This is a genomic window from Actinosynnema sp. NPDC004786 (assembly GCF_053601135.1).
The window spans coordinates 79,550-93,199 of record NZ_JBSGBG010000021.1 but is presented as its reverse complement, the minus strand read 5'-3'; the positions used below and the strand labels follow the sequence as shown (position 1 = coordinate 93,199).

The window sequence follows — 13,650 nt, the reverse complement described above, 5'->3', positions numbered from 1 at the left end:
TCCAACGCTCAGGTACCCCGAATTCAACGCTCAGGACCGGCCACCTCGGCCCCGGCACGTGGTCCGAGCGTTGAATTCAGGGGTCCTGAACGTAGGACTCACGCGTTCTGAACGTAGGACACGCGCGTTCTGAACGTAGGACTCACGCGTTCTGGAGGTAGGACACGCGTGTTCTGGAGGTAGGACACGCGCGGTGGGGTCAGGCGACGTAGGCGGCCAGGTGGTCGCCGGTCAGGGTGGAGCGGGCGGCGACCAGGTCGGCCGGGGTGCCCTCGAACACGATCCGGCCGCCGTCGTGGCCCGCGCCCGGGCCCAGGTCGATGATCCAGTCCGCATGCGCCATCACGGCCTGGTGGTGCTCGATCACGATGACGGACTTGCCCGAGTCGACCAGCCGGTCGAGCAGCCCCAGCAGCTGCTCCACGTCGGCGAGGTGCAGACCGGTGGTCGGCTCGTCCAGGATGTAGACGTCGCCCTTCTCCGCCATCTGCGCGGCCAGCTTGAGCCGCTGCCGCTCACCGCCGGACAACGTGGTCAGCGGCTGCCCCAGCGTCAGGTACCCCAGGCCGACGTCGGCGAGCCGGTCGAGGACCTTGTGCGCGGCCGGCGTGCGCGCCTCGCCCTCGCCGAAGAACGCCTCCGCCTCCACCACGGACATCGCCAGCACCTCGGCGATGTCCCGCCCGCCCAACGTGTACTCCAGCACCGACGCCTGGAACCGCTTGCCCTCGCAGTCCTCGCACGTGGACTCGACGGTCGCCATCACGCCCAGCTCGGTGTAGATCACCCCCGCGCCGTTGCACGTCGGGCACGCGCCCTCGGAGTTCGAGCTGAACAACGCGGGCTTCACGCCGTTGGCCTTGGCGAACGCCTTGCGGATCGGGTCGAGCAGCCCGGTGTACGTCGCCGGGTTGCTGCGCCGCGACCCCCGGATCGCGCCCTGGTCGATGACCACCACGCCGTCACGCCCGGCGACCGACCCGTGGATCAGCGAGCTCTTGCCGGACCCCGCCACGCCGGTCACCACGCACAGCACCCCCAGCGGGATGTCCACGTCGACGTCCCGCAGGTTGTGCGTGGCCGCCCCGCGCACCTCCAGCACGCCCGACCGCTCGCGCACCGCCGGCTTCAGCGACGCCCGGTCGTCCAGGTGCCGCCCGGTGAGGGTGTCGGCCGCGCGCAGCCCCTCGACCGTGCCCTCGAACACGACCTCGCCGCCGCCCGTGCCCGCCGCCGGGCCGAGGTCCACGACGTGGTCGGCGATCGCGATCACCTCGGGCTTGTGCTCGACCACCAGCACGGTGTTGCCCTTGTCCCGCAACTGCAGCAGCAACGCGTTCATCCGGTCGATGTCGTGCGGGTGCAGGCCGATGGTGGGCTCGTCGAACACGTACGTCACGTCGGTGAGCGACGACCCGAGGTGGCGGATCAGCTTGGTGCGCTGCGCCTCGCCGCCGGACAGCGTGCCGGACGGCCGGTCGAGCGACAGGTAGCCCAGGCCGATGTCCACGAAGGAGTCCAGCGTTCGCCCCAGGTTCGCCAACAGCGGCGCCACCGACGGCTCGTCCAGCTCCCGGACCCACTGCGCCAGGTCGCTGATCTGCATCGCGCACACGTCGGCGATGTTCAGGCCCTTGATCCTGGACGACAACGCCTCCTTGGCCAGCCGCGTGCCGCCGCAGTCCGGGCAGGTCGTGAACGTCACCGCCCGCTCCACGAACGCCCGGATGTGCGGCTGGAGCGAGTCGACGTCCTTGGACAGGTAGGACTTCTGGATGGACGGGATCAGCCCCGAGTAGGTCAGGTTGATGCCCTCGACCTTGATCTTCGTCGGCTCCTTGTAGAGCAGGTCGTGCAGCTCCCGCTTGGTGTACTTGCGGATCGGCTTGTCCGGGTCGAAGAACCCGCAGCCGCGGAAGATCCGGCCGTACCAGCCGTCCATGCTGTAGCCGGGGATGGTCAGCGCGCCCTCGTTGAGCGACTTGGTGTCGTCGTACAGCGCGGCGAGGTCGATGTCGTTGACCGACCCCATGCCCTCGCACCGCGGGCACATGCCGCCGAGCCGGGTGAACGTCGCCTTCTCGGCCTTGGTCTTGCCGCCGCGCTCGACCGTGATCGCGCCGCTGGCCCTCACCGACGGCACGTTGAACGAGTACGCGTTCGGCGGGCCGATGTGCGGCGTGCCGAGCCTGCTGAACAGGATGCGCAGCATCGCGTTCGTGTCGGTCACGGTGCCGACCGTCGACCGAGGGTTCGCGCCCAACCGCTCCTGGTCCACGATGATCGCCGTGGTCAGCCCTTCGAGCACGTCCACCTCGGGCCGCGCCAACGACGGCATGAACCCCTGCACGAACGCGCTGTACGTCTCGTTGATCATCCGCTGCGACTCGGCGGCGATCGTGCCGAACACCAGCGAGCTCTTGCCCGAGCCGGACACGCCGGTGAACACCGTCAGCCGCCGCTTCGGGATCTCGACGCTGACGTCCTTGAGGTTGTTCACGCGCGCGCCCTGCACGCGGATGAGGTCGTGGCGGTCGGCGAGGTGCGGCTCGGACGACGGCGCGGTCTTCCTCGTGGCCATGCTGATCGTGTCTCCATCCGGTTGTGCGGGGCGCGTGCGGTGTGGTGGTCGGGGGACGAGCGCCCACCCCGGGCCGGCGGCGGGGTGGGCGTTCCGCTGTGGACGGTTCAGCGCAGCTGCTGGATGCGGACCAGGTTGCCCGCCGGGTCGCGGAACGCGCAGTCCCGCACGCCGTACGGGTGCTCGGTCGGCTCCTGCACGACCTCCGCGCCCCCGCCCTGGAGCGCGTCGAACGTGCCGTCGAGGTCCTTGGTGGCCAGGTTGATGGCGGCGTAGGTGCCCTTGGCCATCATCTCCACGATCGTGCGGCGCTCGTCCTCGGTGACGCCCGGGTCGGCGGCCGGCGGGTGCAGCACGACGGACGTGTCGGGCTGGCCGACCGGGCCGATGGTGATCCAGCGCATGCCCTCGTAGCCGACGTCGTTGCGCACCTCGAAGCCGAGGAGGTCGCGGTAGAAGCCCAGGGCGGCCTCCGGGTCGTCCTGGGGGAGGAAGGTCTGGTGAATGGTGATGTCCATGGCGATCACGCTAGGTTCGGGCCCCGGGCCGGCGCTTCTCGATTCCTGACCGGTCGGGTGACCTGCTTGGCGACGCACGCCGGCATCCCCGCCACCTCGGCCGCCGCCTCGCGCCGGTACGCGCTGGGCGACATGCCCACCAGCTCCGTGAACCGGGTGCTGAACGTGCCGAGCGACGAGCAGCCCACGGTGAAGCAGACCTCGGTGACGCTGAGGTCGCCGCGCCGCAGCAGGGCCATCGCCCGCTCGATGCGCCGCGTCATGAGGTACGAGTACGGTGACTCCCCGTAGGCACGCCGGAACTGCCGGCTGAGGTGCCCGGCCGACACGTTCACGCCCCGGGCGAGGGCCTCCACGTCCAGCGGCTGGGCGAACTCGCGGTCGATCCGGTCGCGCACGCGCCGCAGCAGGGCCAGGTCGCGCAGGTGGTGCGTGGCGGCGGTGGAGGAGCTGGTCACGTGCGCGATAGTGCCACACGACCGGGTGAGGAGCAGCCGGAACGGACGCGCCGGACGCCCGTCACGGACCGCGACGCCCGGGACCGGTCAGGGCAGTGACGCGGGCAGCCCGAACGGCGGGAAGTGCTCCGCGCCGACGAACGACGTCACCTCGGCGATCAGCCCGTCGCGCAGCGTCAGCACGTTGATCGCCCACGGCAGGTGCGCGCCCGCGCGCTCGTCCCACAGGTAGCAGGCGACGGCGGGCTGGCCGTTCGCGCTCGTCTCCCGGTGCCGCCACGGCGGGCAGCTCGTCATCGGCACCCGCACGACGAAGTCGGTGACCGCCTCGATGCCGCGGTACCAGTGCGACATCGGCGGCATCGACCAGGTGACGTCCTCGGTCAGCAGCGCGACCATCGCGTCGGCGTCGCCGCGTTCCAGCGCGCCGGCGTAGGCGGCCACGACCTGCCGCAGCCGCGCGTCCCCGACCAGGCGCAACGCCTGCTGCTGGGACCGCTGCGGCACCTTCTCGGCGACGACCCGGCGCGCCCGGGCCAGCGCGGAGTTCACCGAGGTGGTCGAGGTGTCCATCAGGGCCGCGATCTCGGCCACCGCGAACCCCAGCACCTCGAACAGCAGCAACGCCGCGCGCTGGTTGCCGGGCAGGTGCTGGAGCGCGGCGACGAACGCCAGCTCCACGGCCTCCCGCTGCGCGTAGCGCCCGGCCGTCCCGTCGTCGCCGAGGCCCGCGTCCGGGTACGGCCCCAGCCACGCGACGTCGGCCGGCGGCACGTCGTCCAGCACGGCCCGTTCGCTGGACGGCCCGAGGTCCACCGGCAGCGCCCGCCGCCCCCGGCTCTCGACCGCGTCCAGGCACGCGTGCGTGGCGACCTTGTAGAGCCACGAGCGCAGCGAACCCCGCCCCTCGAAGCGGCCCAGGCCGCGCCACGCGCGGAGCAGCGCGTCCTGGAGGGCGTCGTCCGCGTCGTGGACGGAGCCGAGCATGCGGTAGCAGTGGGCGTGCAGCTCCCGGCGCAGCGGTTGCACGAGGCGCGTGAAGGCGGCACCGTCGCCGTCGCGGGCGCGCGCCAGGTCCGCCTCCTCGGCCGCCGCCGGGGAACCCGCCGGAAGAACTTCGCTCACGACCGACGATTCTGCCCCACCCCGGGAGTCCTACCGGCGAACGAGCACTCCGGAACCGTCCCGGGAGGACACGATGACCCACACCACCACCGAGACCCTGCGCGTGCCCGACGCGCTGTTGCACTACGAGGTCCGCGGCCGCGGACCGCTGGTGGTGCTCGTGGGCGCGCCGATGGACGCCCGGCCGTTCGAGCGGCTGGCCGACCTGCTCGCCGCGGACCACACCGTGCTCACCACCGACCCGCGGGGCATCAACCGCAGCAAGGTGGACGACCCGGACCGCGACGCCACGCCCGAGCTGCGTGCCGACGACCTGGCCCGGCTCATCGCGCACGTGGACGCGGGGCCCGCCGTCGTCCTCGGCTCCAGCGGCGGCGCGGTGAGCGTGCTGGCGCTCGCGCAGGCGCGCCCGGACCTCGCGCACACCGTGATCGCGCACGAGCCGCCGCTGGACCAGCTCGTGCCGGACCGGGAGGACCTGCTCCGGCGGACCGACGAGATGGTCGCCACCTACCTGGCCGGCGACCCCGTGGGCGCGTGGCGGCAGTTCATGGCCATCGCCAACATCCACATGCCCGACGAGGTGGTGGAGCAGGTGTTCGGCGGCGAGCGCCCACCGCAGGACCTCGCCGACGAGCGGTTCCAGTACGAGCACATGCTGCGGCCGACCGTCCGGTGGGTGCCGGACCTCGACCTGCTGCGTTCCGTGCCGACCCGCGTCGTGGTCGGCATCGGCGAGGACTCGGGCGGTGAGCTGTGCGAGCGCACGTCGCTCGCGCTCGCGGAAGGCCTCGGCGTCGAGCCGACCCGGTTCCCCGGCGGTCACATCGGCTTCGTGGACGACCCGGCCCGCTTCGCCGCCCGCCTGCGCGAGCTGCTGCCCTGACCCCTCACGAGAGTCCAACGTTCACCCCGCGTGAGTCGAACACCCAGGCCCCGAGTGTCGAACACTCAGGCCCCATGAGTTCAACACTCGGCATACCGGGCGGTCGGCCGAGTGTTGAACTCGGGGTGCGCGAACGTTGGACTCACGCGACGCGAACGTTGGACTCACGCGACCTGAGTGTTCGACTCACGTGACGTGGGGGTTGGACTCACGCGGGGGTGGGGGTCAGGTGGGGATGTGGCGGCGGTCGAGGAGGACCGAGAGGGCGGCGACCGCCAGGCCCGCCAGGCTCAGGGCGACCCCGACCCACGCGGTCGAGGTGAAGCCCCAGCCCGCGCCGATCGCCAGGCCGCCCAGCCACGCGCCCGCGCCGTTGGCGATGTTCAACGCCGAGTGGTTGGACGAGGACGCCAGCGACGGCGCGTCGGGCGAGGCGTCCATCAGGCGCACCTGGAGCGCCGAGGCCAGCACCTGCGACACGAGCCCGAGCAGGAACACCGTGCCGAACGCCATCACGGCCGAGGTGGCGGTCAGCGCGAACGCGACCAGCACGACCGTCACCGCGATCATCGCCCCGAACACCGTGCCCATCACGGACCGGTCCACGAACCGGCCGCCGACCGTCGCGCCGATGGTCATGCCGAGCCCGAACACCGCGAGCACCCACGGCACGGCCGACGCGGACAACCCGGTGACCTCGGTCGTGATCGGCGAGATGTAGGAGTAGACGGCGAACATGCCGCCGAACCCGATCATGCCCGTGAGCAGCGCGAACCACACCTGCGGCCGGCGGAACGCGCTCAGCTCGGCGGCGACGCTCGCGTCCCGCGCGGCCGGCACGCGGGGTAGCCACCGGGCCACGGCCAGCGCCGTCACGACCTCGATCACGGCCACCGCGAGGTACGCCACCCGCCACCCGATCTGCTGGCCGGCGGCGGTGGCGACCGGCACGCCGACCAGGTTGGCGACGGTGAGCCCGACCATGATCCGGGCGACCGCCGTGCCGCGCCGCTCCGGCGGCACGAGCGTGGCGGCGACCACGGCGGCGATGCCGAAGAACGCGCCGTGCGGCAGCCCGGCCACGAAGCGCGACGTCATGAGCAGGGTGGCGTTCGGGGCGAGCGCGGACAGCCCGTTGCCGAGCGCGAGCGCGAGGGTGAGGCCGATGAGCAGGCCCTTGCGCGGCAGCTTCGCGGCCAGCCCGGCGATGAGCGGCGCGCCGACCACCACGCCGAGCGCGTAGAGGCTGATCGCGTGGCCCGCGGTGGGGATGGAGATGTCGAACGTGGCCGCCATCTGCGGCAGCAGCCCCATGGTGGCGAACTCGGTGGTGCCGATCCCGAAGCCGCCCAGCGCCAGCGCGATCATCGCGGCGCCGCCGCCCCGGCCACTCCGACGGGTCACAGTGGACTCGACGGTCGCTGTCATGCGTCGCTCCTGTCAGTGTCCCGTGTCGACAGTGACCGCGCGACGTGTGCCTACCCGACTTCCTTAGCTACTGAAACGATTTTACCCGCCTCGTCCCGCACGTCCGACGCCCGCGCCGCGTGCGTCTGCTCACACGGCGCGGGCGTGGGGACCACGGCAACGGCCCCGCGCTCCGAACCGGCGGACGCGGGTCAGCGGCGCTTGCGCAGCACGGTCAGCGCCGCCAGGAACGCCGCGCCGAGCAGGACCGCGGCGACGGTGAAGGCCACGTGGTACCCGGCGGTCAGCGCCGCGGGCTCCGGCACGCCCGCGGCCAGCTCCTCCCCGGTCCGCGCGGCGGCCAGCGTGGACAGCACCGCGACGCCCACCGCCATGCCGACCTGCTGGGTGGTGTTGAACAGCCCCGATACCAGGCCGGCGTCGTCCGGCTTCGCGTCGGCCATGCCCAACGAGGCCAGCGCGGGCAGCACGAGCCCGCCGCCCGCGATCAGCAGCATGACCGGCAGCAGGTCGGTCGCGTAGTCGGCGTCCACGGGGACCGCGACGAGCTTCAGCATCGCGCCGGCCAGCAGCGCCAACCCGACCAGCAGCACGGCGCGCTCGCCGAAGCGGGTGTTCAACCGGGCCGAGGCGAACAGCGACACCGCGCCGATGGAGACCGCCGCCGGCAGCATCGCGAGACCGGTGGCCAGGGCGCTGTAGGCCAGCACCCGCTGCATGAACAGCGCGACGACGACCTGGAACGCGAACATCGCCGACAGCGTCAGCGCCTGCACCAGGTTCGCGCCCACCACGGTGCGCGAGCGCAGGACCCGCAGCGGCATCAGCGGTGTCCGCGCTTTCGCCTGGCGCACGGTGAAGGCGGCCAGCAACGCGACCGACACCGCGCCCAGGCCGAGCGTGTGCGCGGACGTCCAGCCGTGCCGCTCGATCCCGACCACGGTGTAGATGCCGAGCATGAGCCCGCCGGTCACGAGCGCCGCGCCGAGCACGTCCGCGCCGGCGGCCAGGCCCGCGCCCCGGTCGGTCGGCAGCACCCGGACCGCCAGCAGCACGGTGGCCGCGCCGATCGGCAGGTTGATGAAGAAGATCCAGTGCCAGCTCAGCGCGTCGGTCAGCACGCCGCCGAGCACCTGGCCCAGGGACGCGCCCGCCGCGCCGGTGAAGCTGAACACGCCGATCGCCCTGGCGCGTTCCGCCGGGTCGGTGAACAGGGTGACGAGGATGCCGAGCACGACCGCCGACGCCATCGCGCTGCCCGCGCCCTGCAGGAACCGGGCGGCGATCAGCAGGCCGGGCGTGCCGGCCGCGCCCGCCAGCAGCGACGCGGCGGTGAACACGGTGTTCCCGGCCAGGAACATCGCCTTGCGGCCGACCAGGTCGCCGAGCCGGCCGGCGAGCAGCAGCAGGCCGCCGAACGCGATGAGGTAGGCGTTGACCGTCCAGCTCAGGTCGGCGGGGGAGAACCCCAGGTCACGCTGGATGGCCGGCATGGCGACGGTGACGATGCTGCCGTCGAGGACCGTCATCAACATCGCGGCGGACAGCACGACCAGCGCGGCCCGGCGGCGGTCGGGGCGCGCTTCGAGCGGGGTGGCGAGCGGGGACGACATGGGGCTCTCCTGTTCCGGTGGCAACAGGAGGGACCGTAGTGGATAGTTTCGTTACAGACAATCTTCTTCGGGTCTACCGGGTGGTCTCGCGGGCCCGCCGGGCCGTCTGCGGCGCCGCGACCGGCGTCGACAAATGCCCGCTGACCAGCAGGTTCAACGCGTGCAGGAGCCCTTCGCGGGCTTGCGCGGGCAGGGACTCCAGGGCCGCCCGGTGGACGCCGTCGACGATGGCCTGGCTCTGCCGGGCCAGCTCCGCGCCCTTCTCGGTCACGGCGATGATCCGCGCGCGGCGGTCGGTGCCCGACGGCCGCCGCTCGGCCAGGCCCGCCTTCTCCAGCGCGTCCACGGTGACGACCATGGTGGTCTTGTCCATGTCGCCCAGCTCGGCCAACTGGATCTGGGTGCGCTCCTCCTCCAGGGCGTGCACGAGCACGCAGTGCATCCGCGCGGTCAGGCCGATCTCGGCCAGCGCGGCCGCCATCCGGGTCCGCAGCACGTGACCGGTGTGGTCCAGGAGGAAGGACAGGTCGGACTCGGTGCGGGTGGGGGCCATGGCGGGCATGGCCCCCAGTCTAACGATCCGGACGGAAGCGGATTATCCGCTGAAGACCTGGTTCACCGGCGGGTGGGCGTTGCGCAGCAGCTCCCGGAACTGGGCGGAGTGCCAGGCCCCGGCCGGCGGCGCGTCCGACCATGCCCCGGTCGGGTCGAACGTGGACGTCGGCCGGCCGTCGTAGGTCGGGTCGCACATCCGGTTGAAGTTCTCGTCGCCGATCGGCAGCGGGACGCTCGCGCCGTCCGACTCGCCCGGCGGCTTCATCCACACGTAGGCGTCCACGCCCTGCGCCGGCGCGGCGACCGGCCGCTCGCCCAGACCCGTGCCGACCTGGTTGCACCAGTTGTAGATCCGCGCCCGGCGGTCGATCCGGCCGGTTTCGACGTAGGTCTCCACGTTCGTCTCCGGACCGGGCGCGGTCGGCCGGTTCGGGCCGCCCCAGCCGTTGCGGGACGTGTCGATCAGCACGCCGACGCCGGACGGGAACCCGGCCGCGACCGCCTCGGCCCGGAAGTGCCCGGCGAAGGACAGCTCGTCGAGGAACGGGTTCCAGTCGACCCACCGGGTCTGCCGGATGTGCTGCCCGGCGATCACCGTCTTGACGATGAACTCCTCGCGCAGCGCGGAGTAGTCGGCCGTGTTGGCGATGAAGCCGTGCACGTCGGTCAGCCTGCTGCCGGCCGAGGTCGCGGCCTTCGCCAGCAGGCGCAGGGTCGGCAGCCGGTTGTCGTCCCAGCCGATGCTGCCGTGGTGGCCGATGTCGAGGTAGTTGTAGACGTTGCGGATCGCGCCCAGCCGCGCCAGCGCGTACCCGATGCCCTCGGTGTAGGAGCCGGCCGCCTTGACCTGCTCGCACGCCGGGGTGGAGTCCGGGCGGGGCAGCACGTGCGTCACCAGGAACGGCAACGAGTTCGGCTCCACGACGGTGACGATGCGCAGCCGCGCGTACGCCGGGTCGGCCAGGACGCGGGCGATCGGGTCGATGAACTCGCGCTGGTAGCGTGACAGTTCGCCGACGCCCAGCTCGCCGTTGGTGGACAACCAGCCGCAGTCGCGGCCGGGCAGGTTCCACAGCACGAGCTGGACCAGGTCGGCGCCCTGGCGCAGGGCCTCGTCCAGGTGGGCGCGCAGCCCCATGCGGCCGTTCGCGCCCGCGATCGAGGCGACGCTCGTGAGCCACACGCCGGTCGGCTGCCCGGCGACGGCCGCGCCGCCCGGCTCGGCGGCGGCTCGCGCCGACCACTCGGGGTTCACGTAGGCACGCGCGCCGACGTACGGGTTGTCGACGCGGGGGGACCACTGCGGGGTGACCGGGCTCGCGCCGGCCGGTCCGGCGACCGCGAGGCCCAGGGCGATCGCGACCGCCGTCGACAGGGAGCCGACGCGTAAGGGAAACCTCATGAACTGCTACCTCCGGTGATCACAACGATGTGCGGGAGGCGGTGTCCCGCCACCGTACCGCGCCGCCGTGATCACCTCCGGACCGTCGCGGTCACGGGGTGGTTCGGGTCGAACCCGAGCGGAACGCCCCGAAGTCGGCCGTCACAGCTCGTCCACGCCGATCAGGCCGTCCTGGATCGCCCGCGCGACCAGCGCCGCCTTCGTCGGCGCCTCCCGCCCGATCAGCGCGTACTTCACCCGGATGCGCTCCAGGTGCGAGTTCACCGTGCTCAGCGAGATGCCCAACCGCTGCGCCACGAACGGCTTCGACTCGGACTGGAACCACTCGACCAGCACCTCCACCTCCCGCGCCGACAGCGCGGGCCGGTGGTCGGACCGGTCGCCCGCCAACGCCCCCGCCAGCGACGGCGGCGTGTACGGCTTGCCCTCCGCCGCCGCACGGGTCGCCTGCACCAGGTGCTCCTCGCCCTCGGCCTTGGTCAGGTAGCACAACGCGCCCAGTTCCAGGCACTGCAACGCGATGTCGTCGTCGGCGCGCATCGAGTACACGACGACGCGCCGCCCCGCCTCGACCAGCCGGCGCAGGTCGCCGAGCACCGGTGTCGGTCCGCCCAGGTGCAGGTCGAGGATCACCACGTCGGCCTCCGCGCCCGCGCCCAGCCACGCCGCCCGCACGTCGTCGCCGCTCGCCACGACCCGGATCGGCGGCGAACCGGAGGCCAGCCAGTAGGCGACACCCGCGCGCACCGCCGGGTGATCGTCCACCACCACCGCACTCAGCTCGTCCGCCATCTGGCCTCCATCCGCGTGTGCCGACCGTACGTGCCGCATTCGACCTCGACCCGACCCGTCGCGGTTCCCACCTCCACCCCGGCATCCGCGACGACCGCCACCCGCACCTCGTCCGCGGTGCGCAGCAGGCTCACCCTGGCCCGCGCGCGGGCCGCCGACAACGCCTCCGCCACCGGCCCGGTCAGCTCCCGCCGCACGTCGGTCGGCACCGGCACGGGCGCGCCGCTGACCGCCAGCGACACGTCCACGCCGCGCCGTTCGGCGACGTGCACGCACGCCGTGACCTCGTGCACCAGCGGGTCCGGCACGTCGTCGTTCTCCGCGAACAGCCGGCGCAGCTGGGTGGCCGCGAGCGCGCACCGCCGCCGCGTGCCCTCGTCCTGCGGGTCGAGCACGCCGTCGGCGAGGTCCGCGAGCAGCGGTAGGGTCGTGCCGAGCTGGCCCGCGAACCCGGTGCGCAGGTCCTGCCCCCACTGCTCGGCCAGGGCGGCGCGGGTCGCGGCGCGCTCCCGCTCGGCGGCGACCTCGGCGGCCTGCCGGGCGGTGCGCAGCATGAACCGGGACATGACCAGGACGCCCGCCTGGAAGCTGGTCACGCTGAGCACGACCACGCCCGCGTTGCCGATCTCCGCCCGGTCCGGGGCGCCGGCGAGCAGCCATTGGCCCACGCTGAGCAGGAGGTGCGCGCCCTGCGCGGCGAGCAGCGCCGGGACGCGGTCCAGCAGCAACAGCAGCAGGTGCCACCCGACGAGGCCGTACGACCAGTGCGCCGGGCCGAAGTGCGCCTGCGGCGGCAGCACCGCGGTGGCCACCGCGGACGCCGCCAGCACCGCCACCGCGCCGCCCACCGCCACGGGCACGGGCAGCGGCCGGCGCCGCACCACCCACACCCCGCACAGCAGCACGACCAGCAGCGGCACCGCGAACGCGACCCGCGCGGCCGGGTGCGGGTGCCCGAGCAGCGGCCCGACGCCCAGGCTCGCCTGCACCACGGCCGTGACGCCGAGCAGCACCAGCCGCAGCGTGGCGAACACGTGCCGCTCGACCTCGGAGCCGTCGGTCCCGCGCGGCTCAGCCATGCGGCCACGCCAGCCGCACCGTCGTCCGGCCCGGCCGGGACGTCACCTCGGCCCGGCCGCCCGCCGCCGCCATCCGCTCGACCACCGACCCGCGCAGCCCGCGCCGGTGCCCGGACACCGCCCCGACGTCGAACCCGGGGCCCGCGTCGGTCACCTCCACCACGACGCCGCCGCCGTCCGACGCCCGCACCCGCAGCTGCGCCGCGCCGGTGCCCGCGTGCCGCTCGACGTTGGCCAACGCCTCCCGCACCGCCCGCACCAGCGCCAACGCGACCGAGGCGGGCACCTCGGCGGGCTCCCACCGGGCGTCCACGGCCAGGGGGCTGCGCTCCACGACCGCCCGCAGCGAGGAGCCCACGTCCACCGCGCTGTCCCGCGGCACGCCGGAGGTGCCGGTCAGCAGGTCCAGGTCGCGGCGCGCGTACCCGGCCACCTCGGCCGGGTCGGCCTCCCGACCGTGCACCGCCACCATCAGGAAGGTCGCCGACGCCGTGTCGTGCAGCAGCGCGAGGTACTCGCGTTCCCGCCGCCGCCGTTCCAGCGCGACCGCCTCGGCGCGTTCCGACGCCGCGCGCCGGACGCGCAGCTCGTCCACCCGGCGCGAGGAGCGGCGCAGCAGGAGGTACGCCGCACGTGCCAACGTGCACTCCACCACCACCCGCAGCACGGCCGCGCCGTCCCACCCCACCGCGGTGACGTGCACCACCAGCAGCGCGGCCGTCGTCGGCACGGCGACCTTCGGCGACCACTCCCAGTGGAGCGTGATCGCGGTCGTGGTCAGCACGTTGAGCGTCCACTGGCCCGTGCCGCCGATCTGGTCGTGCGCCGCGCACAGCGCCACCACCCGGGCCACCGCCAGCACGAGCGCGGGCTTCGGCGAGCTGAAGTCCGCCACCGCGCCGACCAGCACCAGCCCGAACAGCCCCAGCCCGAGCGGCAGGGCCTCGGTCGGCACGGACAGCACGCCGAAGGCGCTGATCAACGTGACGCCGACGCCGCGGACCGGTCCGGCGAACCGCGCGACGGCGGCGAGGAGTTCGGACTCGACCTGCCCCGGCATGCCGCGACCCTAACCGCACCGGGTCGGGTGAACGGAGGGCGACGGCGGCCCGCCCCGACCGAGAGCGTTCCCAGGCACCCCCGACTTTCGTCAGGGGTCGTCCGGGCCCGTGGTCCGATGCCCGCGCAGGGCGGCCGTCCCTAGCTTTGCCGC

12 protein-coding genes are annotated in these 13,650 nt (G+C 73.3%); 1 reads left to right on the top strand and 11 read right to left on the bottom strand.

The genetic code is table 11. The features are described from left to right. Positions 1–199 precede the first annotated feature (199 nt). The 4 genes from ACWEFJ_RS20515 to ACWEFJ_RS20500 form a co-directional block, all read right to left on the bottom strand. Positions 200–2,581, bottom strand: coding sequence for an ATP-binding cassette domain-containing protein (locus ACWEFJ_RS20515; protein ID WP_449714696.1), 2,382 nt, complete (start codon positions 2,579–2,581; stop codon positions 200–202). Positions 2,582–2,688: 107 nt separating this feature from the next. Next, positions 2,689–3,099 (bottom strand): VOC family protein, encoded by a 411-nt coding sequence (locus ACWEFJ_RS20510; RefSeq protein ID WP_378094879.1) that lies wholly within the window; start codon positions 3,097–3,099, stop codon positions 2,689–2,691. Positions 3,100–3,104: 5 nt separating this feature from the next. Continuing rightward, entirely contained in the window at positions 3,105–3,557 is a 453-nt protein-coding gene (locus tag ACWEFJ_RS20505; protein WP_378094877.1) for a helix-turn-helix transcriptional regulator, read from the bottom strand. An 87-nt stretch (positions 3,558–3,644) separates the two neighbouring features. Then, a complete protein-coding gene (locus ACWEFJ_RS20500; RefSeq protein ID WP_449714695.1) occupies positions 3,645–4,682 on the bottom strand; it encodes a sigma-70 family RNA polymerase sigma factor in 1,038 nt (345 codons plus the stop codon). Positions 4,683–4,755: 73 nt separating this feature from the next. On the opposite strand from ACWEFJ_RS20500, the gene ACWEFJ_RS20495 reads away from it, so the two are divergent. Then, positions 4,756–5,568 carry an alpha/beta fold hydrolase gene (locus tag ACWEFJ_RS20495; protein ID WP_449714694.1) on the top strand — a complete coding sequence of 271 codons (813 nt, stop codon included), beginning with the start codon at positions 4,756–4,758 and terminating at the stop codon, positions 5,566–5,568. Between the two features lie 225 nt (positions 5,569–5,793). Here ACWEFJ_RS20495 and ACWEFJ_RS20490 read toward each other — a convergent pair whose 3' ends face one another. The 7 genes from ACWEFJ_RS20490 to ACWEFJ_RS20460 form a co-directional block, all read right to left on the bottom strand. After that, entirely contained in the window at positions 5,794–6,996 is a 1,203-nt protein-coding gene (locus ACWEFJ_RS20490; protein WP_449714693.1) for an MFS transporter, read from the bottom strand. Positions 6,997–7,187: 191 nt separating this feature from the next. Beyond that, entirely contained in the window at positions 7,188–8,609 is a 1,422-nt protein-coding gene (locus ACWEFJ_RS20485; protein ID WP_449714692.1) for an MFS transporter, read from the bottom strand. Between the two features lie 73 nt (positions 8,610–8,682). Beyond that, positions 8,683–9,171, bottom strand: a complete 489-nt coding sequence (locus ACWEFJ_RS20480) for a MarR family winged helix-turn-helix transcriptional regulator (RefSeq protein WP_449714691.1) — start codon at positions 9,169–9,171, stop codon at positions 8,683–8,685. Positions 9,172–9,204: 33 nt separating this feature from the next. Then, complete coding sequence (locus ACWEFJ_RS20475; RefSeq protein WP_449714690.1) at positions 9,205–10,566, bottom strand: glycoside hydrolase family 6 protein; 1,362 nt, start codon at positions 10,564–10,566, stop codon at positions 9,205–9,207. Positions 10,567–10,707: 141 nt separating this feature from the next. After that, positions 10,708–11,358, bottom strand: coding sequence for a response regulator (locus ACWEFJ_RS20470; RefSeq protein ID WP_378088665.1), 651 nt, complete (start codon positions 11,356–11,358; stop codon positions 10,708–10,710). Next, the gene (locus ACWEFJ_RS20465; RefSeq protein ID WP_449714689.1) at positions 11,343–12,437 is read right to left on the bottom strand and encodes a hypothetical protein; all 1,095 of its coding nucleotides are present in this window, start codon (positions 12,435–12,437) and stop codon (positions 11,343–11,345) included. The genes ACWEFJ_RS20470 and ACWEFJ_RS20465 overlap by 16 nt, the downstream gene beginning before the upstream one ends. Further along, entirely contained in the window at positions 12,430–13,497 is a 1,068-nt protein-coding gene (locus ACWEFJ_RS20460) for a sensor histidine kinase (RefSeq protein ID WP_378088661.1), read from the bottom strand. Before ACWEFJ_RS20460 ends, ACWEFJ_RS20465 begins: the two co-directional genes overlap by 8 nt. Between the last annotated feature and the right edge of the window lie 153 nt (positions 13,498–13,650).

Bases quoted from the DNA above. Each gene is read 5' to 3' on its own strand.
- ACWEFJ_RS20510 (WP_378094879.1), bottom strand. From the start codon at position 3,099: ATGGACATCACCATTCACCAGACCTTCCTCCCCCAGGACGACCCGGAG.
- ACWEFJ_RS20490 (WP_449714693.1), bottom strand. From the start codon at position 6,996: ATGACAGCGACCGTCGAGTCCACTGTGACCCGTCGGAGTGGCCGGGGC.
- ACWEFJ_RS20515 (WP_449714696.1), bottom strand. From the start codon at position 2,581: ATGGCCACGAGGAAGACCGCGCCGTCGTCCGAGCCGCACCTCGCCGAC.
- ACWEFJ_RS20495 (WP_449714694.1), top strand. From the start codon at position 4,756: ATGACCCACACCACCACCGAGACCCTGCGCGTGCCCGACGCGCTGTTG.
- ACWEFJ_RS20480 (WP_449714691.1), bottom strand. From the start codon at position 9,171: ATGCCCGCCATGGCCCCCACCCGCACCGAGTCCGACCTGTCCTTCCTC.
- ACWEFJ_RS20485 (WP_449714692.1), bottom strand. From the start codon at position 8,609: ATGTCGTCCCCGCTCGCCACCCCGCTCGAAGCGCGCCCCGACCGCCGC.
- ACWEFJ_RS20465 (WP_449714689.1), bottom strand. From the start codon at position 12,437: ATGGCTGAGCCGCGCGGGACCGACGGCTCCGAGGTCGAGCGGCACGTG.
- ACWEFJ_RS20470 (WP_378088665.1), bottom strand. From the start codon at position 11,358: ATGGCGGACGAGCTGAGTGCGGTGGTGGTGGACGATCACCCGGCGGTG.
- ACWEFJ_RS20460 (WP_378088661.1), bottom strand. From the start codon at position 13,497: ATGCCGGGGCAGGTCGAGTCCGAACTCCTCGCCGCCGTCGCGCGGTTC.
- ACWEFJ_RS20475 (WP_449714690.1), bottom strand. From the start codon at position 10,566: ATGAGGTTTCCCTTACGCGTCGGCTCCCTGTCGACGGCGGTCGCGATC.